Source organism: Mucilaginibacter gotjawali, from assembly GCF_002355435.1.
In the GTDB taxonomy this organism is placed as follows: domain Bacteria; phylum Bacteroidota; class Bacteroidia; order Sphingobacteriales; family Sphingobacteriaceae; genus Mucilaginibacter; species Mucilaginibacter gotjawali.
Window position 1 is genome coordinate 328,475 of sequence record NZ_AP017313.1, and the last position, 20,772, is coordinate 349,246.

Annotated in this window: 20 protein-coding genes; 14 read left to right on the forward strand and 6 right to left on the reverse strand. The window is 43.3% G+C overall.

Annotated features, from left to right (window positions below; all coding sequences use genetic code 11):
• Positions 1 to 71: 71 nt before the first annotated feature.
• Together MgSA37_RS01480 and MgSA37_RS01485 are read right to left on the reverse strand one after the other, a co-directional pair.
• Positions 72 to 689, reverse strand: coding sequence for a response regulator (locus MgSA37_RS01480; RefSeq protein ID WP_096349509.1), 618 nt, complete (start codon positions 687 to 689; stop codon positions 72 to 74).
• 221 nt (positions 690 to 910) lie between these two features.
• Complete coding sequence (locus MgSA37_RS01485; protein ID WP_157750378.1) at positions 911 to 3,820, reverse strand: sensor histidine kinase; 2,910 nt, start codon at positions 3,818 to 3,820, stop codon at positions 911 to 913.
• 325 nt (positions 3,821 to 4,145) lie between these two features.
• Here MgSA37_RS01485 and MgSA37_RS01490 point away from each other — a divergent pair, with 325 nt between their 5' ends.
• From MgSA37_RS01490 to MgSA37_RS01530, 9 genes are all read left to right on the forward strand, one after another.
• The gene (locus MgSA37_RS01490; protein WP_096349511.1) at positions 4,146 to 4,673 is read left to right on the forward strand and encodes a YceD family protein; all 528 of its coding nucleotides are present in this window, start codon (positions 4,146 to 4,148) and stop codon (positions 4,671 to 4,673) included.
• A gap of 7 nt (positions 4,674 to 4,680) precedes the next feature.
• The gene (gene rpmF / locus MgSA37_RS01495; RefSeq protein WP_096349512.1) at positions 4,681 to 4,872 is read left to right on the forward strand and encodes a 50S ribosomal protein L32; all 192 of its coding nucleotides are present in this window, start codon (positions 4,681 to 4,683) and stop codon (positions 4,870 to 4,872) included.
• A 15-nt stretch (positions 4,873 to 4,887) separates the two neighbouring features.
• On the forward strand, positions 4,888 to 5,826 hold the full coding sequence (plsX, locus tag MgSA37_RS01500) for a phosphate acyltransferase PlsX (RefSeq protein WP_096349513.1): 939 nt from the start codon (positions 4,888 to 4,890) through the stop codon (positions 5,824 to 5,826).
• A gap of 11 nt (positions 5,827 to 5,837) precedes the next feature.
• A complete protein-coding gene (locus tag MgSA37_RS01505) occupies positions 5,838 to 6,827 on the forward strand; it encodes a beta-ketoacyl-ACP synthase III (RefSeq protein WP_096349514.1) in 990 nt (329 codons plus the stop codon).
• A 245-nt stretch (positions 6,828 to 7,072) separates the two neighbouring features.
• Positions 7,073 to 7,546: an acetyl-CoA carboxylase biotin carboxyl carrier protein gene (accB, locus tag MgSA37_RS01510; protein WP_096349515.1), complete on the forward strand. Its 474-nt coding sequence runs from the start codon at positions 7,073 to 7,075 to the stop codon at positions 7,544 to 7,546.
• A gap of 91 nt (positions 7,547 to 7,637) precedes the next feature.
• A complete protein-coding gene (gene accC / locus MgSA37_RS01515) occupies positions 7,638 to 8,978 on the forward strand; it encodes an acetyl-CoA carboxylase biotin carboxylase subunit (RefSeq protein ID WP_096349516.1) in 1,341 nt (446 codons plus the stop codon).
• A 73-nt stretch (positions 8,979 to 9,051) separates the two neighbouring features.
• Positions 9,052 to 9,945 carry a twin-arginine translocase subunit TatC gene (tatC, locus tag MgSA37_RS01520; protein ID WP_096349517.1) on the forward strand — a complete coding sequence of 298 codons (894 nt, stop codon included), beginning with the start codon at positions 9,052 to 9,054 and terminating at the stop codon, positions 9,943 to 9,945.
• Between the two features lie 138 nt (positions 9,946 to 10,083).
• Entirely contained in the window at positions 10,084 to 10,518 is a 435-nt protein-coding gene (gene rpiB, locus MgSA37_RS01525; protein WP_096349518.1) for a ribose 5-phosphate isomerase B, read from the forward strand.
• A 256-nt stretch (positions 10,519 to 10,774) separates the two neighbouring features.
• Positions 10,775 to 12,160, forward strand: a complete 1,386-nt coding sequence (locus MgSA37_RS01530; protein ID WP_096349519.1) for a LutB/LldF family L-lactate oxidation iron-sulfur protein — start codon at positions 10,775 to 10,777, stop codon at positions 12,158 to 12,160.
• 175 nt (positions 12,161 to 12,335) lie between these two features.
• On the opposite strand, the gene MgSA37_RS01535 is transcribed toward MgSA37_RS01530, so the two are convergent.
• The 4 genes from MgSA37_RS01535 to MgSA37_RS01550 form a co-directional block, all read right to left on the reverse strand.
• Positions 12,336 to 12,680, reverse strand: a complete 345-nt coding sequence (locus tag MgSA37_RS01535) for a hypothetical protein (protein ID WP_096349520.1) — start codon at positions 12,678 to 12,680, stop codon at positions 12,336 to 12,338.
• 345 nt (positions 12,681 to 13,025) lie between these two features.
• Positions 13,026 to 13,619 (reverse strand): hypothetical protein, encoded by a 594-nt coding sequence (locus tag MgSA37_RS01540; RefSeq protein ID WP_096349521.1) that lies wholly within the window; start codon positions 13,617 to 13,619, stop codon positions 13,026 to 13,028.
• 251 nt (positions 13,620 to 13,870) lie between these two features.
• The gene (locus MgSA37_RS01545; RefSeq protein ID WP_096349522.1) at positions 13,871 to 14,311 is read right to left on the reverse strand and encodes an SMI1/KNR4 family protein; all 441 of its coding nucleotides are present in this window, start codon (positions 14,309 to 14,311) and stop codon (positions 13,871 to 13,873) included.
• A gap of 64 nt (positions 14,312 to 14,375) precedes the next feature.
• Positions 14,376 to 15,239 (reverse strand): DUF4198 domain-containing protein, encoded by an 864-nt coding sequence (locus tag MgSA37_RS01550; RefSeq protein WP_096349523.1) that lies wholly within the window; start codon positions 15,237 to 15,239, stop codon positions 14,376 to 14,378.
• Between the two features lie 202 nt (positions 15,240 to 15,441).
• On the opposite strand from MgSA37_RS01550, the gene MgSA37_RS01555 reads away from it, so the two are divergent.
• The 5 genes from MgSA37_RS01555 (at position 15,442) to MgSA37_RS01575 (ending at position 20,705) form a co-directional block, all read left to right on the forward strand.
• On the forward strand, positions 15,442 to 17,418 hold the full coding sequence (locus MgSA37_RS01555) for an alpha-ketoacid dehydrogenase subunit alpha/beta (protein ID WP_096349524.1): 1,977 nt from the start codon (positions 15,442 to 15,444) through the stop codon (positions 17,416 to 17,418).
• A gap of 6 nt (positions 17,419 to 17,424) precedes the next feature.
• A complete protein-coding gene (locus tag MgSA37_RS01560) occupies positions 17,425 to 17,970 on the forward strand; it encodes an AAA family ATPase (protein WP_096349525.1) in 546 nt (181 codons plus the stop codon).
• Positions 17,971 to 18,314: 344 nt separating this feature from the next.
• Positions 18,315 to 18,893 carry an RNA polymerase sigma factor gene (locus MgSA37_RS01565; protein ID WP_172885280.1) on the forward strand — a complete coding sequence of 193 codons (579 nt, stop codon included), beginning with the start codon at positions 18,315 to 18,317 and terminating at the stop codon, positions 18,891 to 18,893.
• A complete protein-coding gene (locus MgSA37_RS01570; RefSeq protein WP_096349526.1) occupies positions 18,890 to 19,453 on the forward strand; it encodes a hypothetical protein in 564 nt (187 codons plus the stop codon). The genes MgSA37_RS01565 and MgSA37_RS01570 overlap by 4 nt, the downstream gene beginning before the upstream one ends.
• Positions 19,434 to 20,705 (forward strand): DUF4097 family beta strand repeat-containing protein, encoded by a 1,272-nt coding sequence (locus MgSA37_RS01575; RefSeq protein WP_157750379.1) that lies wholly within the window; start codon positions 19,434 to 19,436, stop codon positions 20,703 to 20,705. Before MgSA37_RS01570 ends, MgSA37_RS01575 begins: the two co-directional genes overlap by 20 nt.
• Positions 20,706 to 20,772: the final 67 nt, after the last annotated feature.

Sequence of the window (20,772 nt, forward strand, 5' to 3'; positions counted from 1 at the left end):
TAGTTGTTTATGCTTTTTTAGCAGATGCGGCATTTTAGCGCTGCAACTACACTTTTCGATTTTGCGCCCGGTTACCTGAACTCGTTAATGAGCTGTACCCGGCTGTTCACCTGTAATTTGCGGTAGATGTTTTTGATATGCTGCCTTACGGTATCCGGTGAGATATTGAGCTTCCAGGCAATTTGTTTATACGTTTCGCCGGTAATGAGGAGCTGTGATACCTCGCGTTCGCGGAGGGTAAGTTGTTCATGCTCATTGCTTTCAGCCGCGACTTGCTTGCCCGAAAAATAGGCGATCACTTTCTTTGCAACCAACGGGCTCATAGGTGCGCCGCCATCCAAAGCCTCCAGCAAAGCCGTTTTTATTTTATGCAGTGGCGTGTTTTTTAACAGGTAGCCGGTAGCCCCGGCCTGCAATGCCTTAAAAATGCGCTCTTTGTCTTCGTAAACGGTAAGCATGAGGATATTTACCGACGGATGTTTTTGTTTGATCCTGAATGCGCCTTCAAGGCCGGTAATACCGGGTAGCTCGATATCCAGCAACAATACATCCGGCACGGTATTGATCTTCAGAAATGCCTCGACGCTTCCAAACTCGCCCACGTGATTAAATTCAGGCTGCATTTGTAAAAATTCAACCACACTGTTCCTGATATAAATATCATCCTCAACTATTGCAACATTTATCATGTATCAAAAATGATAATATTAAACCTTTTTGCCTATAACATGATTGGGGTATTTGTGGGTTAGTGATTAGTTAATTAGAGATTAGTCAGGAAGTCAGTAAAGTCCGAAAGAAGCTGCAACAGGACTTTCAGCAAAAACAACTAAGCTGTAGATGAAAGGAGTAATACTTAAAAAAGCAAAATTATAACTAATCTCTAATCTCCAGTCTTTAATCACTAACCTCACCATCGTTTCATCTTTATCGTTATCGTAAACAAACTTCCGTCATTCAAAATATCCAGCGTGGCTTTCATGCGTTTGGCGCGCATTTGCATGTTGCGGAGGCCCTGGCCGGTATGGGTTGATGCCGGTTTTTTTTCGGCAATGGTATTTTTTATACTGATGGTCATGCCTTTTAGCTGGTTGTTAAGCATTATAAAAACTTCGGGGTTGGTATTGTGCTTGGCTATGTTATTGATGGCTTCCTTAAATACCAGGTAAATGTTTTGCCTTACCAGTTGGGGCAGGTCGGTCACCCTGTCTAATCCCGATACTTCAAAATTCAGGCTTGCCATACCGTCGAGCATATTGTGGGCATGCTCCCGCATCCTGGCCACCAGGTCCTCGCGGGTATCGTTCCTCGCATCTATCGACCATATAATATCCGAAATAGACGCTATGGCTTCCTTACTGTCTTTTGATATCCGCTCGACTACTTTAGTATCAAGTTGCTGTTTAATGTTCATCAGTTCGCTGGTCAGCGATATCCGTGTAAGTGCACTGCCGATCTCATCATGCAAATCGCTTGCGATAGTGGTGCGCAGCAGGTGCTGGTTTCTTATTTGCCGGGCACGGGCAAGCCAGGCCATATAAATAATCAAGCCTATAACCAACCCTACTATCATATCAAAAAACCAGGTTTGATAAAAATGAGGTACCACTGTAATGGTTTTAATAAGCCAATAGCGCTGATCGGTGACAGAAGGAAACCGCACCTGCAATGTGTATTTTCCGGGCGGGATGGCGAATAAAGAAACTTCTTCAGATAACTTCCGCTTCTGCCAGGCAGTGCCGAGCTCCTTAATACGGAAGAGGATGTATTTTTGATAAAAAGGCCCCGAAAATTTTAGCCCTATAAAGGTATTGCCAGGTAAAATTTTGATAACGCCCTGGTTTGAAACAAAAATATCAGTAGCCGGCTGCTGCGACGTCTTATATCCCTTCTTAATATAGGATAGATTTACGCGGTCATTGGGTTTTCCCGCAGCAGATCTCAAATAATCTTTGTCTAAAAAAGTTAGTCCCTGGGTGCCCCCGAGAATAATCTTATTTTCAGCCGTATCATCAAATACTGCCGAATGATTAATTTCCTGATATAAACTGCCATCGAACGCCGGCAGATCAGGAATGGCGAGCGGCTGCATCCCGGATGACCGGTCAAAAATGCTTATCCCCCCGCTCGTGCCGGCTATTACCAGTTTATCGAGTTGAAATAAGGAATAAACGTACTCGCCTGCCAGCCCATCTCCAAAATGAATTTGTTTAATTACTTTTCCGGCTTTATCAATTTTTATCAAACCCTCTCCGTTCGTGCCTATCCAAAATCCGTCGTTATCTTTAAGTATGGCATAACAGCCCAGCGCACGGCCTGCGGGGTACACTTTATTTGCGTTGCCACTTTTATCAACTTTAAATAAACCCAGTACCGATGCTACCCATAAATCGCCATTGATAAATTTAAGGTCCTTAACAATCCCAATTTTTGCGTCGGTAAGCCATGGGGTAATTTTATAATCGCCGTTGGGCAAAGCAGTCAAATAGTAGATATATCCGGATGAGCCAGTCAGGAAACCGTTAGTGTACGGTATTATTTTAGTAGTACTGGTAGTACGCAAAGTGTTTGGGTTTAAATGCCATTCATCGGTACGTGTATCCAACAAATAAAATCCTGTGCCGCCTTCCATGCCTACCAATAGGTTGTTTGGCGCAACAGGCTGCACCGTATAAGCAATATTGCCGTTTATACGTTTAAAAGTATTGCCATCGTAAACAAAATGCCCCTGGTAGGTGCCCACGTATAACTTTTTATTTGACGAACGGTAGATGCTCCGGACACTTTTATTCTTAAAAAAATCAACAACCAGCTGCTGTTTGTCCGTTTCGCCGGGCATATCGTCCGAAGGGCCAATTTCCAGCAGGCCTTTATCTGTCCCTGCCAGTGTTCGGTTGGTGCCGGGTTCTTTGCACATATCCTGTATGCGCAAATCTTTTATCACTTTAAAAACCGGGAGCTGCCCGTCTTTGCCGGGGAGGGAAAGGCTGTAGGTTTCGTCAAAGCGTTCGTAAACAATTTGCAGGCTGTTTTTATCATATACTACCAGGCCATTACCACAATTGGCAAAAACATATTTCGAATCGCACCATGCTTGTTTTACAAAAGCCAGTGCCTGAAGTGGTGCAGCGGGAAGGCTCCAAATAATGCTGTCTTTCTTAACCAATCCTGCTTTTTTATGCGAAAACAAATAGGTGTTACCTTTTGCATCAATGGTATAATATTCCATACCATCGCCTTTAACCCAGCCCTTGCAGGTAAAATATTTATCTGTTTGCTTTAATCCACGCTCATCAGTAAACATCCACCGGCTGCCGTCGCTGGTCATAAATTGAAGTGCCCCGCCTTTGCCGATCATATAATTAATCGGCCTGCCAGGCATGTTATATTGGCTCAAATGCTTGTTGCCGATATTATAACAGAGTATTTGATACCTATTTGTGGGGACATCACCTAAACTAACAAATAAGAAATTATGATACCGGTATATGCCGTCCGGCACGGTGTTTTGCGGCAGTAAAGGGCTATGAATATCAACCGGCTGTACGTCGGAACCATCAAAACGCCAGATTCCCTGGTTGGTTATAAACCACAAAAAGCCTTCGTTATCCAGCATCAAATGTCTTATTTCGGCATGGTCAAACGGTTTGGGAAGATTGACCGGGTTTACAGTGATGGAGTTTTGCGCGGCCGATAATAAAGGAATAACGCAAATTGCCATCGCCAGAATACTAATGCTGATGAGTTGGCGACAAAAATGGTAAGGTAGAAAAAAGAGGAGCGGCGTGTCTGTGCTTTTTGAGCCCGGCGGTTCGTGCATTATTATTCTTTGCGATTGAATAATAAAGATAAGGATTTTGGTTGAATATAAACAACCCACTAATGGAGCTGCACAATGAGGATCTTTGATGCTTTGTTCAGCTCCAAAACTTTGCGATAGCACAATATTTAACAAAAGCATCGGGGCTGAAAATAATTACCTTAGGCCTATTGCCGGAAGCGACAGCTACCATGCTCTGGCACCCAGCTGTTTTGGTGCCGGTGAGCCAACGCACAACCACTAAAAAACGCCCGCAAACCCTATTTAAAAAAACCCTTTTCAAATATCATATTTATCCTTACATTTGCGGGCTAATTGTTGCTCATTGAAATCGCTAAGAAATTTTTCGATTCCTTTTACCGGCCTTAAACTGGGAAAGCACGGGTTTGAATTCGAAGTAACGGATGCTTTTTTTGATGAATTTGAATATTCACTGGTAAAAAAAGCGAATTTGAAATGCCAGGTGGAGCTGGAAAAACAGGAAACGATGATCATCCTGAATTTTCGGATCACGGGCACGATTGATACCAACTGCGACCGTTGCCTGGCGCCCTATCCGCAATATGTGGATGTACGCGAGCAGCAGGTGGCCAAGTTTGGTGAAGAGGCAATTGACGAGGATGAGGAGATCATTATCCTTACCAAAAACGACCACGAGATTGATATCTCGAAGTTGATTTACGAATACATAAACGTTGCATTGCCGCTGATTACGGTTTGCATTGATGAGGGTAACACCCCTTATTGTGATAAAGAAATGCTGGAAAGCCTGAATAAGCTGACCGCAAGTACTGAACAAAACGAGCAAGTTGACCCACGCTGGGAAGCGCTCAAAAATTTAAATAAAAAATAAAAGGATTATGCCACATCCAAAACGTAAAATATCCAAATCAAGGAGAGACAAGCGCAGAACGCATGACAATGCTCCTTTGCCAACTTTAACTACCTGCAAAACTACTGGTGCCGTGCATTTGCCGCACCGTGCTTACACTGTTGATGGTAATGTTTACTACAACGGAAAGTTACTGATCGAGAAAGCAGCCGTAGCTTAAGTTTAATTTTCTGAAATGAAGATTGGCTTAGATATTATGGGCGGCGATTTCGCTCCGCAGGCTACAGTCTTAGGGGCAATTGCTGCTTTTAAGATGTTAGCTGCTGATCAAAAACTGGTGTTAATAGGCGATAAGGACATCGCCGTTAGTATCCTTCAGGAAAATAATTTCAGCCCCGATAATTTTGAATATGTTCATACCACCGAGGTGATCGGCATGGGTGAACATCCTACAAAAGCCATCGTACAAAAGCCAAATTCCAGTATCGCTATTGGTTTTAAATTGCTTAAGGAGGGAGAGCTCCAGGCTTTTTCGTCTGCAGGCAATAGCGGCGCTATGCTGGTTGGGGCCATGTTTAGTATTAAAGCTATACCCGGCGTGTTACGCCCGGCAATCACAAGTATTGTTCCGCGGCTGAAGGGCAGTTTGGGTATGCTTGTTGATGTTGGCGCCAATGCCGATTGTAAGCCGGAATTTTTGCCGCAGTTTGGCGCCCTGGGCAGCTTATTTGCTCAATATGTTTACCATATTGAAAACCCGCGGGTTGCCCTGATGAATATTGGCGAGGAAGAGGAAAAAGGCAATATACTTTGCCAGGCCGCCTACCCGCTGATGAAAGAAAGCAAGCTAATTAATTTTGTTGGTAATATTGAAGGGCGCGATGCCTTTGAAGACTGTGCAGATGTAATTGTTTGCGATGGCTTTACCGGGAACGTTATCCTGAAGCTTGCTGAATCATTTTACGACGTATGTGTTCAAAGGAATATCAAAGACCCGTTTTTTGATATGTTTAATTATGAGCAATACGGTGGAAGCCCTATACTAGGTGTAAACGCGCCGGTGGTGGTGGGCCATGGCATATCAAGTCCTGAAGCGATAAAAAATATGGTGCTTTTATCAAAAAATATGGTGGAAAGCACTCTTGTTGAAAAAATAAAACTGGCTTTCCAGTAAAAAATAATAAAATGAGTAAAATTCACGCTGCTATTACAGCCGTACATGGTTATGTACCCGATTATGTACTAACTAACCATGAGCTGGAAACAATGGTAGAGACCAATGATGAATGGATAACCTCACGTACCGGAATTAAAGAACGCCGGATTTTAAAAGGCGAAGGTTTGGGTACTTCGGATATGGCCGTGCCGGCCGTTAAAGCTTTGCTTGAAAAACGCGGTATTGGCGCCGAGGAAATTGACCTGATCATTTTTTGTACCACCACCCCCGATTTTGTATTTCCGGCTACGGCCAATATCCTTGCCAATAAAATAGGCGCCAAAAATGCCTGGGGTTACGACCTGCAGGCAGCCTGCTCCGGGTTTATATTCGGGCTGGCCACCGGCGCACAGTTTATTGAAAGCGGCAAGCACAAAAAGGTATTGGTAGTTGGCGGCGATAAAATGTCAGCAATAACAAACTTTAAGGACCGCGCCACCTGTATTATTTTTGGCGATGGCTGCGGTGCTGTTTTGCTTGAACCAAATGATGAAGGCAATGGCGTAATCGACTCTATTTTACGTAGCGATGGTTCGGGCGCAGCTTTCCTGCACCAAAAGGCAGGCGGCTCGGTAAAACCCGCAACCCACGAATCTATAGATGCTTACGAGCATTATGCTTACCAGGAAGGCCAGGCTGTTTTTAAATTTGCCGTTACCAATATGGCCGACGTTGCTGCCGAAGTAATGGAACGCAATAGCCTTACTGCCGATGATATAGCCTGGCTGGTACCTCACCAGGCTAACAAACGGATTATTGATGCAACAGCAAACCGTACCGGCGTAAGCGCTGATAAGGTAATTATCAATATTGAACGGTATGGCAATACCACAAACGGAACTATACCCCTATGTTTGTGGGAATGGGAAGATAAATTTAAAAAAGGAGATAACCTGATCCTGGCCGCTTTTGGCGGAGGATTTACCTGGGGATCGATTTATTTAAAGTGGGCTTATTGATTTGAAAATGAGTTAATTTGAAGATTTGAAAATTAATCATGAGCGTTTCTGATTTTCAAATTAACACATCTTCAAATTTTCAAATTCTTTTAATTCGTACATTATTCATCGGAACATTATCAAATATGTTTTGTTAATTTGCTTATAACTAACTATCAATTTAACTAATTAAAATATTTGCATCCGCCATTTGGCGGACATATTTGCAAATCTGAACATTTTATTAAACCAATTAACCACCGGGCATGGATATTAAACAAATTCAGGATCTTATACGCTTTGTTGCCAAATCAGGAGTAAACGAAGTATCCATAGAACAGAATGATTTTAAGATCACCATTAAAACCAACCAGGTTCAAACTGTTGTTAATGCAACTGTACCCGAAGGGCTTCATTACGCACCTGCTCCGGCAGCAGTGCCGCCGCCTGCTCCTGTAGCGGCCGCGCCAGTCGCCGAACCTGTTGCTGATACCTCAAAATTTGTTGTGGTAAAATCACCAATGATCGGTACTTTTTACCGCTCGGCAAGCCCTGACAAACCTCTTTTTGTAAATGTGGGTGATGAGATCAAACCCGGATCAGTGCTTTGCATCATCGAAGCCATGAAGCTTTTCAATGAAATTGAATCTGAAATTTCGGGCCGTATCGTAAAAATACTGGTTGATAACGCATCACCGGTTGAATATGACCAACCTTTATTTTTGGTAGAACCTGCTTAATTAGTTGATTAAGTTTATGGGTTGATTCGGTGAATGGTTTGTTTCAACTTAATCAACCGCTCACTCAATCAACCAATAACCAATTAAAAAAATGTTTAAAAAAATATTAATAGCTAACCGCGGTGAAATTGCCCTGAGAATTATACGCACGTGTAAGGAAATGGGGATAAAAACCGTAGCTGTATATTCAACTGCCGACAGGGATAGCCTGCACGTGCGTTTTGCCGATGAGGCCGTATGTATAGGCCCCCCGCCCAGCCGTGATTCTTATTTAAATATCCCCAATATTATTTCAGCTGCTGAATTAACCAACGCCGATGCGATCCATCCGGGCTATGGTTTTCTTTCTGAAAACGCAAAGTTCTCTGCCATTTGTGCGGAGTACGGGATAAAATTTATTGGCGCTACTGCTGCGCAGATCAATGCCATGGGCGATAAAGCCTCGGCAAAAGAGACCATGAAAAAAGCAGGCGTACCTACTATTCCGGGTTCCGAGGGATTATTGACCGGTGTAAAAGAAGGTATTGATATTGCAAAAAAAATAGGCTATCCTATCATATTAAAAGCAACTGCCGGCGGTGGCGGCAGGGGCATGCGCATTGTTTGGAAGGATGAGGAGTTTGAAGCAGCCTGGGATTCGGCCCGGGCGGAGTCGGGTGCTGCATTTGGTAACGATGGCATGTACCTGGAGAAATATGTGCAGGATCCTCGCCACATCGAGATCCAGGTAGTGGGCGACCAGTATGGCAAAGTTTGCCACCTTTCCGAAAGGGATTGCTCTATCCAGCGCCGTCACCAAAAATTGGTAGAAGAATCTCCTTCGCCGTTTATGACGGAGAAGCTGCGCAAGAAAATGGGCGATGCTGCTATTAAAGGCGCAAAAGCTGTTAAATATGAAGGCGCCGGGACCGTAGAGTTTTTGGTTGACAAAGACCGGAACTTTTATTTTATGGAGATGAACACCCGCATCCAGGTAGAACACCCGGTTACGGAAGAAGTGATCAATTTCGACCTGATCAAAGAACAGATCAAAGTTGCTGCAGGCATCCCGATATCGGGCAAAAACTACGAGCCGCAGATGCACGCCATTGAATGCCGCATCAATGCCGAAGATCCGGCAAACAACTTCAGGCCTTCGCCCGGAAAGATCACCAATTTTCATTCACCCGGCGGTCATGGGGTTCGTATTGATACCCATGTATATACCGGTTATGTTATCCCGCCGAATTACGATTCAATGATTGCGAAAGTGATTTGCGTGGCACAAACCCGCGATGAAGCTTTAAGCACCATGGAGCGCGCGTTAAGCGAATTTGTAATTGAAGGCGTAAAAACCACTATTCCATTCCATTTACAATTGTTGAAGGACCCCAATTTCAGGGCCGGTAATTTTACAACAAAGTTTATGGACACTTTTGAGTATCACGGATAAATGCATGGCGTTTAAATAAACAAACGAATACATGGTTTCAGGGTGATAAGCGCCCGCAATTTTATAGGTAAAAATGAGCATATTCAGCAAACTGACCAGGTCGATCAAGGAAAAAGGGGAACAGATGGGCGCTGAAATGTCGTTTTTTCAGCACCTGGAGGCCCTGCGCTGGCACCTCATCAGGTCTGCTTTAGCGATATTGGTATTTGCCATCGTCGCTTTTATTTATTACCACGAAATTTTCTACAATGTAATCCTGGGTCCAACCCGTACTGATTTCTGGACCTACCGGATGATGTGCAACATGGGAGGCTTTTTTCATAGCTTGATTCCCTATATTGATGCCAAAGGGTTTTGTGTCGGTGAAATAAACTTCCATTTGATCAATACCGACCTGGCCGGGCAGTTTAACCTGCAGTTCAGCTCGTCTATCATGATCGGACTCATAGCGGGCATTCCTTATCTTTTGTATGAGATCTGGCGATTTATCAGACCGGCCCTGCACGAAAAAGAACGTAAAGCTGCCAGCGGTTTTGTGTTTTATTGTTCTGCTTTGTTTGCGCTTGGCGTTATGTTTGGCTACTATGTGGTAACCCCTTTATCCATCAGGTTTTTTGTCAATTACAAAATCAGCGATTCCATCGATAATTTGTTCAGTATAGATTCCTTCATCTCGTCGGAAAGTATGCTGACGCTTGTTGCCGGGATCGTTTTTCAACTGCCGATAGTAGTGTATATCCTTTCGAGCCTGGACATCTTGACGCCGAAGTTTATGCGCGAAAAACGGCGTTATGCTACGGTGATCATTTTGGTACTGGCTGCTATTATCACACCTTCGCCGGATGCGTTGACGATGCTGGTGGTAGCGATGCCATTGTTCATACTATATGAGTTCAGCATCTGGGTAGCCGTTATGGTACAGCGCAAGAAGAAGAAAAATGAGGAAACCGGATTGACGGTTCAGTAATATGATGTGCGGATGTGCAAATATGCAGATGTGCAGATAAAGAAATAATTTGAAGATTTGAAAATGTGGTAATTTGAAAATGCTTTTCAGGCCATCCATCTTCAAATTTTCAAATCAACAAATTTTCAAATTAATAATATGAAACAGGGGCTAAAAATTGCAATTGGCGGAGATCACGCAGGGTTTGAATACAAACAGGCGATCATTGATTTTTTATCAGGACAGGAAGTTAAGGATTTTGGTCCTTTTTCTGCCGATTCATGCGATTATCCTGATTTTGCCCACCCCGTGGCTTTAGCCGTTGAGAGCGGAGAATTTGATTTTGGCATCCTGATCTGCGGCAGCGGAAATGGGGTGGCCATCACCGCCAACAAACACCAGGGTATCCGCGCGGCTATCTGCTGGAATGAGGAACTGGCCGACCGTGCCCGCAGCCATAACAACGCCAATATTTTATGTTTGCCCGCCCGCCATATTTCTTTGGAAGAAGCAAAAAAGATAGTCGACATATTTTTCACGATTGAATTTGAAGGCGGAAGACACGCAAACAGGGTGGATAAGATTGCCTGCTGAGGGAATCCATGATTCCTATTCTTATTTTTTGATTTCCCAGCAAATGCTTTAGGCAAATGTAATTAAGTTAGGGATTTTAATATCGAACCCCCAATGCCGAACCTGCCCGCCGGTAGGCTGGTGTTGAATAATGAAGTAAGACACTTCGAAATTCGACATTAATAATTCATTATTCGATTTTAAATTCCTTCTATTTTTCCTTTAACTTAATGACTTGGGCTTTAGACTTAAGACCAAAACCCCTATCTTCGTATTAATGAGCAGTACGGCGGAAGAATTTTTGGTAGCTTCAGAGGAAAAGGCATTTGATAAAAGGCACAGGCGTATTATCAATTACAACATTGGTAAATACGATGCGGCTGTTGAAAGGGGATTGTCGCGCATCATCAACCTTGAAAACATTAAGCGCAAGCAGCATGTGATTAAATGGCGGGTGATGGAAAACCTGGATAAATACCTGCCCGAATTTGAAGCCAACTTTATGAAACACGGGGGCAAGGTGATTTGGGCCAATGATGCCGAAGAAGCTAACCGCGAGATCCTTAATATCCTGCAAAAAGCGGGCGCCAAAACCGTAGTAAAATCAAAATCGATGGTGACCGAGGAAATTCAGCTCAATGAATTTTTGGAGGCAAATCATATCGAATCGCTGGAAACCGATTTGGGCGAGTATATTGTGCAATTGCTGGGCCAAAAACCATATCATATTGTTACGCCGGCGATGCACCTTAGCAAAGAGGATATTGCCAAATTATTTAATGAACGCTTTGGCACCCCGCTTGATTACACCCCCGAACAACTCACCCAAAAAGCCCGCGAGTTATTGCGCGATAAATATGTGCAGGCGGATGTGGGCATTACAGGTGGCAATTTTTTAATTGCCGATACAGGCAGCGTTGCTGTGAGCGAAAATGAAGGTAACGCCCGTTTAAGCATATCATTTCCTAAAATACATATTGCGGTGGTGGGGATTGAAAAGATCATTCCTTCGATAGCCGACCTGGATATGTTTTGGCCCATGCTGGCTACGCATGGTACCGGTCAGAATTTAACCGTTTACAATACCCTGTTAAACGGCCCCCGTAAACCAGACGAAACCGACGGGCCCGACGAAATGTACGTGGTATTGCTGGATAATGGCCGCACCAACCTGCTTGCCCAAAAAGAACAGCGGCAGGCGCTATATTGCATCCGCTGCGGCGCCTGTTTAAATGCCTGTCCGGTGTATAAAAATATTGGCGGCCATACTTACGAAACCACGTACAGCGGCCCGATAGGCTCCATTATTTCGCCGCATATGAACGGCATGGAGCAATTTAAGCACCTGAGCTATGCCTCCAGCCTTTGCGGAAAATGTACGGAAGTTTGCCCGGTGAAGATCGACATCCACAAAATGCTGCTCCTGAACCGCCGGGATGCAGTAAACGAACACCTGGTGACCCCCATGGAAAAATATGGCTGGACGGCCTGGAAACAAGGGATGCTGAAACGCAAATGGATGGACTTTTTCAGCGGCAAAACCAAAAACTTCTTGCTAAAACGGTTCTTCAAAAAAACCTGGGGCCATTACCGCGAAATGCCCACAGTAGCGCCAAAATCCTTCAGCCAGGAATGGATGGAAAGGAATGGGGGGAGAGATTAGTCCGAAAGTCAGTAAAGTCCGGAAGTCCGAAAGAATCGGTGAAGGGAAGAGGAGTGCGGAAGGTCGATTGCGGAATGGTGAAGGAGTTTATGCTTACTTATTGATAGCAACGGCAGGTATTGTCTTCAAGTTTACTTTTCGTTATTGCAATCAAGCGGCACGTTGACTGGGCGGATTATCTTTCAAGTTCGTCTTTTCCTTGAATAACAATTTGACCATTCCTTTTAATTAACTCTATTATCATTGAATTTTTCTTCTTAATCAGCGAATCTCCTTTCGTTATCCTGTTATGGTCAAAATCCCAATTGTTGTCCGATAAATCATAACTACTACCATTTATAATTATGGTAGCTTTACCTTTTATATCATAAGAAACACGTTCAACCCGCCCATCAAATTGATAGGCAAGATATATTTTTCTATACTTATAAGAACCATACATAAATAAGACACGGGCTAAACACACGAAGAGTACAAAGAAAACCATAACTGTGACAGTGTGCCTTTTATTAAATAGCATATCAGCAAATTTTACATAAATATATCGTTACCTGGTGTATTTTGCAATCCCCAATCGAGCAAATATCTAAGTTAGTAAAGGCCTTCGGCGATTTGTATAGTCTCTTGCTTTTCGTTATTGAAGTTAAGCGACAGGGCCTGACTAGGCGGGGATTATCGCGACCCCAGCGGGGGCCAATATCGGTAGAAAAAATATCAGCCAGATGTGCCGTGCCATCGGTACGGAACCTATACGCAATGCATTGGCGTTAAAGTCGCTTCACGAGTTGCGTACCGATGGCACGCTTTTTATTTATTATTTATTTTTCTACCAATATTTTGCACCTAACGGTGCAATCAAAATAATCTATAATGAACTACCTCTAAACTCTTTTACAATAAATAAGCTTGTGGAATTTTCATTTATAACTTCTCTCAAGAGTTCTTTATTTATACTTAATAAATCAATACTGGACCGACCATAAATTTTCATTATAAATGATAATTCACCATGTGAAATATCCAAATTTTTATAATAAACCCCCTCTTTATTAAATATAGCGGATGGGTATGAGATTAAATCCCTGGAAAATTTTAGCAAATCATCGTTTGTAAAAATTAAAGCACCCCTAAATGCTTTCGGAATATTATTTTGTTTGAATAGGGCTCGTAAAGCGGTTAAATTATCCTCGTCATTTGGAAACCAATTCAAGTCTTTATCGTCGTGATTTACAGTCCAGGATGAACCATTATCAAGTTTTAATACTACATTCTTAAATAAACCTTCATAAGCGTCAACAAACGCTGTTAACCCGGGTACCTTTCCTTGATAAGCGCCGGGTAATTGAATTGAAACTCCATTCCATTCGGTAGGTAAATCACAATCATCATCCCAAAATTGAAGGTAAAGCCGTCTATTGTAAGGAAGTACTTTTTTAACGCTCTTATTAAATTCTATCATAACGGCATCTTATTTGCATTTAAAAAACACTGAACCAGTAGGGGACGTTTGTCAGGCGACAATAATGGACAGGCGGCCAATTACTTTTTGTGTAAACCCGCAATTTTATTAAGCATCTGATTGTCAATTAAATAATATCAAATAATCTGAGAAAGTGTGAACCTTTTGTAAACCCTGATTGCTTGTTTGCTTGTTTATGCCGTCAAGCTTCGTCTTTCTAACAATCTGTTCGTAATTCCGGTACAAGCGGGTTAATCAATCAGATTTTCAATAAAATCATTAAAAGAAATAGATAACTGAGTGAAATAATTTTCAAATATTTCAGCATCGTAATGGTGCATATCACAAAAGAATATTGCATTATACTTGTCAGGTAATGTCGAAATACAAAAAAAATCCCCTCCATCATCTGACGCAAACGGTAAGAAACCTACTGGCAATATCTGCTCGATAACAAATAAATCCATGTAGGCTTCTTCTAACTGGGTAAATCCCTTATATCGAATAGAGAAAAAATGGTTTATTCTTGTTTTGACTCCATCAGGCCACAGATAATTTCTATTAACGGGATACCCTCCGTTGTATTTGACATAATGATCTCTGAAATTTGGGGTAAACGAAACCCCTAATTGATTTTCTACTTCTTTTAGTTCTTCATAAGTCAACTTTTTGCTTAATTGCAAAAATTTCATATATCAACGTTAATTCCGCATTCGCCTCTCCGCATTCCGCAATTAAATAAATCCGAACCCACGCCTAATGCACATTCCCGAACCCGAATTCTTTATAAGTATTAGGCATTTCGTCTGAACTGCTGAAGGGGAAGGTGTAGGTGGTCCACCAGCTAACATAATCGGCATCTTTGTCGCCGGTAGGTTCCACATGCACACTGCGCAGCATATAAATGCCCTCGCGGCTCATGGTGATGGATATTTCGCCCTTATTATCGGTGGTATAGGTTTGGGTATAAACATTGCCGCCAAGCGATTTGATATAAAGCGCTACCACTTCGCCTTTTGCCGGTTTGCCGCTGAATAAAAGCTGGGCCACCATATCATCGCCATATTGCTTTTTGTAAGGATTGTCTTTTAAAACAATTTCGCTGGCTTCGCCAAGTACTTTTTCGTAGTCGCTGCCATCATGGTTATCAACGGAAAATAATGTTTTTATATACCGTGCATGTTTTTCCTTTACACGGAACTGGGTGCCATTTTTTATCTTGTCGGCCAGCTTATCATTACCCAATTGGGTTAAAAAATCGGCATAATTATCGCGCGAATAATTGCTGTGATCAACCCCGGTAGTGATGGACACCAGGGACTGCCCGCTGGTTTCCATGGGGAAATCCTTCAGTAATATCGAAGTGTCTTTGGCAAGACTGGTAAGATCCGTTTTCTTTTTGCCCGAATAAAGCACAAAGGAGATGATCTTTGCGGTTTGCGGGGCAACTTCATTCTGCTTTAAAAATAAATCACCCTCTAACAGGTGGAGGTTAAGTTTATCGCCCTTATGCAGAAAAAAGTTCTCGGGCAGCAGGAAATAATCGTGGGTAGTTGCCGCAAGGCCTATGGCCGCGGCCAGGATCAGCAGGATGAGGGGTATCTTTCGTTTATAGTTCATTAGTTCACAGGTTCATTTGTTCATTGGTGCATCGCGGATTAACCGTTTAGCTCAACGAACTATTATCACCGCAATTTATCATTTTGTTTAATAGCAATGAAGCATGTGATAAACAAATTACTTTTAAACCATCTCTATCAAACTTTTCACCAATGAACTAATGAACTAATGAACCAATAAACAAATTCCGTAGTTTTGCCGGATGATTTTCGACAGGAAAAACCTGACAAATAACCAGCTGATAGATTTTTATTCGAAGTTGCTGTGGCCGCGCATGATCGAAGAGAAAATGCTGATCCTGTTACGGCAGGGGCGCATCGGTAAATGGTTTTCGGGGATAGGGCAGGAGGCCATTGCCATTGGCAGTACCCTTGCCATGAACAGTGATGAATACATCCTGCCAATGCACCGCAACCTTGGCGTGTTTACCGCGCGCGAGATCCCGCTTTCGCGGCTGATGGCGCAATGGCAGGGCAAGGCCTCCGGTTTTACAAAAGGGCGCGACAGGTCGTTTCATTTTGGCACGCAGGAATATAAGATCATCGGGATGATCTCGCACCTTGGCCCGCAGATGGCCCTGGCTGATGGTATTGCACTGGCTGATGTGTTGAGCAAACGCAGCCGGGCCACCCTGGTTTTTACCGGCGAAGGCGCCACCAGCGAGGGAGATTTCCACGAGGCGTTAAATATAGCTGCGGTATGGAACCTGCCGGTGATTTTTTTGATAGAGAATAATGGTTACGGGCTAAGCACGCCCGTGAGCGAACAATATAAAGCCAGGCAACTGGTTGACAAAGCGATAGGCTACGGCATGGAAGGCCGCCGCATTGACGGCAATAATTTGCTGGAAGTTTACCATACCATCAGTGAATTAGCCACTGGCATGCGCACCAAACCACGCCCGGTATTGGTGGAGTGTATGACCTTCAGGATGCGGGGGCATGAAGAAGCATCAGGCACCAAATATGTGCCGCAGTATTTATTTGATTTTTGGAAAGAGAAAGATCCGCTGGCCAACTTTGAAAAGTATTTGATAGATGAACATGTACTTCGCCCCGAATGGCTGCCGCAGATGCGCGCAGAGTTTACGACCCTGATCGATTCGGAAATTGAAAAAGCATTCAGTGAGCCCGACATTATCCCCAATGCGGAAACAGAGGTTGCTGATATGTACAAAGCGCACAACCTTCCAACATTCCAACCTTCCAACCTTCCAACAAAAAAAAGATACATCGACGCCATCAGCGATGGCCTGCGTCAAAGCATGCTCAAATTTGAACACCTGGTGATCATGGGCCAGGATATTGCCGAATATGGCGGCGCTTTTAAAATAACGCAGGGTTTTGTGGAAGAGTTTGGTAAAGACAGGGTGCGAAACACCCCCATTTGCGAATCGGGTATTGTAGGCGCCGCCATGGGGCTGGCTTTAAACGGCTACAAAGCGGTAATGGAGATGCAGTTTGCCGATTTTGTTACCAGCGGTTTCAACCAGGTAGTAAACAATCTGGCCAAAACACATTACCGATGGGAGCAGGCAGTTGACGTGGTGATCAGGATGCCGGCAGGCGCCGGGACAGGCGCAGGACCGTTCCATTCGCAAAGCAACGAAGCCTGGTTTACTAAAACACCGGGATTAAAAGTAGTATACCCTGCTTTTCCTGACGATGCCAAGGGCCTGCTGATGGCTGCCATTGACGATCCCAACCCGGTAATGTATTTTGAGCATAAATACCTCTACCGCAGCAACACCGGCGAAGTGCCCGACGGCGATTATTATGTAGAAATAGGTAAAGCAAAGATCATACAGGCAGGGAACAAAGCCAGCATCATTACTTTTGGCCTGGGCGTGCACTGGGCGATAGCATATGCGGCCAAACACCCTGATCTCTCGCTGGAGATCATCGACCTGCGCAGCCTGCAGCCATGGGATAAAGAAGCAGTAGAGCAAAGCGCAAAAAAGACCGGCCGCGTTTTGATTTTGCATGAAGATACCTTAACCAATGGTTTCGGAGGTGAAATAGCCGCTCATATTGCCGAACATTGTTTTATACACCTTGATGCTCCTGTGATGCGTTGCGCCAGCCTGGATACTGCTATCCCGATGAATAAGGCGCTTGAAGATCAGTTTTTGGCCAAAGCAAGGCTGGAAGAGACCATGGAACGGTTATTGAACTATTAGTATTAAATGAAAAACCCGTCTCCCGAAATTTTAAAAATTGCAGTAGTGGGCCCTGAGTCGACAGGGAAATCAACCATGTCATCCTATCTTGCAAAATACTATAATACCATTTGGGTGCCGGAGTTTGCACGTGAATATTGCGAGAAACTAACCCAACCACCTACCTGGCAGGACGAAGTAAACATGTTTTACGGACAGGTTGCGCTTGAAGATGAATTGTTGCCGCAGGCAAGCCGGTTGCTGATTTGCGACACCACATTTATCACTGTAAAAATTTGGAGCGAATATACGTTTGGAAAATCGCCGCAGGAAGTGCTGGATGAACTGCCTAAACGCACCTATGACCTTTACCTTCTTTTAAACATCGACCTGCCCTGGGAAGAAGACCCGTTACGGGACTTCCCCCATCTGCGCGGGCATTTTATGGAGGTTTGGCATAAAGAATTGGATGAGCTGAACGCGAATTATAAAGTGATATCCGGAACCGGGTTTGAAAGGCATAATAACGCCGTAAAGGTTATAAACGAGTTTCTGATTTCGGATCTGAAATAGGATACTACTAGGAAAAGTGTCAGTTATTTGAAGCTGTTTAAAAACGGTTTTGAGAAACTAACATAGGCAAAAGTCCATTGCCGTTGGCTTCAGCCAACGGAATGTTTGAATTGCGTGTGTTGGCTTTAGCCAAATTGCCGGTGTAATTGGCTGCTAATGCATTTGGCTAAAGCCGAAAATGTTCAGTTTATCAGATTCCGTTGCCTGAAGCCAACGGCAATGATGAATTTAAGTTATTTTTATACAGCGTCTTGCTATAAATTAAATAAATCCGCAATCGAACATCCGAATTCCGAAATTCTCTACCTTCATGCAACGTTGTAAAAAACCTTGCGTCATATAACATGCAAGCTGATCAAACTTTGGAAGCCGTATATATCGACAAACATTATCAACTGGTGGTGGAGTGCAAACAGGGCAGTAAAAAAGCCTGTTATGAACTGTACCGTTTATATTCAAAAGCGATGTTGAACGTCGCCTTCAGGATAGTGGGTAATATTGCCGAAGCGGAAGACGTGTTGCAGGAAGCTTTTTTGGATGCTTTCGGTAAGGTGAAAGATTTCAGGCAGGACACTACTTTCGGCTTATGGCTGAAACAAATTGTAGTAAACCGGTCCATCAACCTGTTGCGCAAACGAAGGCTGGACTTGATCGAATTGGAAGGCGAGCAGATAGAGAATATAGCCGATGAGGTTGCTGAAGACGACGAAGAAGTAAAGTACAAGGCGGCACAGGTTAAAGAGGCTATAAAAGAATTGCCTGATGGCTACAGGTTAGTGATATCACTTTACCTGCTGGAGGGATATGATCATGAAGAAATTGGACAAATACTAAATATATCAGAAAATACCTCGAGAACACAGTTTTTGAGAGCAAAAAGAAAACTGGTAGAGATTTTAAATAAAAGGGGGATACCATCATGAGCAAAGGATTGGAAGATTTAATACAGAGTAAAAGGGAGGAGTTTGACGACCTGGAACCATCTGCAGATCTGTGGGGGAGAATTGAAAAGCAGTTGCCACCTCAATATACTGAACAACAAAAACGCGAAGCGAAAACGTTTTCGCTTGGCTTTGTGCTGCGCGTTGCAGCAACAGTGATCGTTGTAATGGGCATATCATTCGCGCTGTATTTGCACAACAGCCACAGGAATGGCGTCGACCTGGCAGCGATAAATCCTGAATATGCCCAGCAGCAGGTACACTATACTTCACTTATAGAATCAAAGCGTACCGAATTAAAATCTATTGAAAAAACAGATCCGGAATTGTATAAGGAGTTTAACTCCGAAATAAGCAAAATGGATTCGACCTATAAACAATTAAAAAGCGAATTGCCCGCCAGTCCTAACCAGGAGCAGGTTTTATTAGCCATGATCCGCAACCTGGAAATACAAACACAGGTGCTTAACAGGCAATTACAGGTGATTGAGCAGTTCAATCAAATAAAAAAGGAACAAAAAAATGAGAGTAAAGATATTTAAAGTTTCTATGCTGCCGGTTATTGCATTTTTAGCTATTAATACCGCCGGTTTTGCACAGGATATTTCGGTTTCAGTAAGTACCTCTTCCCCATCGGAGGTATCTGTTAATGCAAAGGTTAAGACTAAAAGAATCAAGGCAAAAATCAATAAGCTTAACAACGACCTTGAGTTGAGCTTAGATAATTTAGCCGCGAATATTACTGAAACCATAAATGATATTGCGCCGAAAGTTGTATCGGAAGTAACCAATATGGCCTCAAATATTGTGGTGGAAGTGAATGATGATAGCAACAACGATATTGCATACAATGGTGATGAAAAAGGATCGGTAATCGAAAAGTTTAAAAGCTATAGTAAAAGCTACCCGTTGGATGGCAACGACCGGATCAGATTGAGTAACCAATATGGAAAAATAGTGGTAAACACATGGGACAGGCACGAAATTAAGGTAGATGTACAGATAAAAGCCGTGGCGCAAAGTGATGATGAAGCCCGGAAACTTTTAGATGGCGTTCAGATCCTGGATAATAAAGATGGCGACCAGGTGTCGTTTAAAACCCAGATTGAGCGCAATAACAGTTCGTGGAAAATATGGAACTGGGGCGGAAATAACGGAAAGCACAAAGTGGAAATTAATTACACCGTTTATATGCCTGCAAAAACTGATCTCAGTGTGGAAGATAGCTATGGCTCCATACAGTTGCCTGATCTTTCCGGAAAAGTAAGGATCAATTGCTCCTACGGCAGTGTATTGGCCCAAAACCTGAGTAACCCGGCTAACGAAATTGAAGGCAGCTACGGCAGCCTGAAGGCGGGCAATATCAACGGCGCGCGCCTTGATTATTCGTACGGAAGTGCCGAGATCGAAGAAATCAATAACCTGAAAGCGGACCTGAGCTACGGCTCATTTAAATTAGGGAAGTTAAATGGCACAGCATCAATAGACTTGTCGTATGTCGGCGGATTTAAGATAGATGAGATCTCCAATTCATTTAACAAGCTGAATATTGATGCTTCTTATTCAAGTGTAGCGCTTGGTGTGCCTGCCAATGATAACTTTAATTTTGATATTACTACCTCCTACGGCGGCTTTAGTTATGATGACGAAAAGGTAGCCATCACCAGTAAAACTCCGGCCGATGGCAGCAGGCACGAAAGTTCAACCAAAAACTATAAGGGCCATTTTGGAAAAGGCGGGTCTGAAGCCCAAATCAATATCCATACCAGTTATGGGAGTGTGAATTTTAAATGATTTGACACGAATAAGTTCGAATTATGCGAATTTAGGAACGGAAATGTTTGCGGAGTTTGGAGACATC

Coding starts and splice junctions, on each gene's coding strand:
- MgSA37_RS01480 (WP_096349509.1), bottom strand. CDS start 689: ATGATAAATGTTGCAATAGTTGAGGATGATATTTATATCAGGAACAGT.
- MgSA37_RS01485 (WP_157750378.1), bottom strand. CDS start 3,820: ATGCACGAACCGCCGGGCTCAAAAAGCACAGACACGCCGCTCCTCTTT.
- rpmF (WP_096349512.1), top strand. CDS start 4,681: ATGCCACATCCAAAACGTAAAATATCCAAATCAAGGAGAGACAAGCGC.
- plsX (WP_096349513.1), top strand. CDS start 4,888: ATGAAGATTGGCTTAGATATTATGGGCGGCGATTTCGCTCCGCAGGCT.
- MgSA37_RS01505 (WP_096349514.1), top strand. CDS start 5,838: ATGAGTAAAATTCACGCTGCTATTACAGCCGTACATGGTTATGTACCC.
- accB (WP_096349515.1), top strand. CDS start 7,073: ATGGATATTAAACAAATTCAGGATCTTATACGCTTTGTTGCCAAATCA.
- accC (WP_096349516.1), top strand. CDS start 7,638: ATGTTTAAAAAAATATTAATAGCTAACCGCGGTGAAATTGCCCTGAGA.
- tatC (WP_096349517.1), top strand. CDS start 9,052: ATGAGCATATTCAGCAAACTGACCAGGTCGATCAAGGAAAAAGGGGAA.
- rpiB (WP_096349518.1), top strand. CDS start 10,084: ATGAAACAGGGGCTAAAAATTGCAATTGGCGGAGATCACGCAGGGTTT.
- MgSA37_RS01530 (WP_096349519.1), top strand. CDS start 10,775: ATGAGCAGTACGGCGGAAGAATTTTTGGTAGCTTCAGAGGAAAAGGCA.
- MgSA37_RS01535 (WP_096349520.1), bottom strand. CDS start 12,680: ATGCTATTTAATAAAAGGCACACTGTCACAGTTATGGTTTTCTTTGTA.
- MgSA37_RS01540 (WP_096349521.1), bottom strand. CDS start 13,619: ATGATAGAATTTAATAAGAGCGTTAAAAAAGTACTTCCTTACAATAGA.
- MgSA37_RS01545 (WP_096349522.1), bottom strand. CDS start 14,311: ATGAAATTTTTGCAATTAAGCAAAAAGTTGACTTATGAAGAACTAAAA.
- MgSA37_RS01550 (WP_096349523.1), bottom strand. CDS start 15,239: ATGAACTATAAACGAAAGATACCCCTCATCCTGCTGATCCTGGCCGCG.
- MgSA37_RS01555 (WP_096349524.1), top strand. CDS start 15,442: ATGATTTTCGACAGGAAAAACCTGACAAATAACCAGCTGATAGATTTT.
- MgSA37_RS01560 (WP_096349525.1), top strand. CDS start 17,425: ATGAAAAACCCGTCTCCCGAAATTTTAAAAATTGCAGTAGTGGGCCCT.
- MgSA37_RS01565 (WP_172885280.1), top strand. CDS start 18,315: ATGCAAGCTGATCAAACTTTGGAAGCCGTATATATCGACAAACATTAT.
- MgSA37_RS01570 (WP_096349526.1), top strand. CDS start 18,890: ATGAGCAAAGGATTGGAAGATTTAATACAGAGTAAAAGGGAGGAGTTT.
- MgSA37_RS01575 (WP_157750379.1), top strand. CDS start 19,434: ATGAGAGTAAAGATATTTAAAGTTTCTATGCTGCCGGTTATTGCATTT.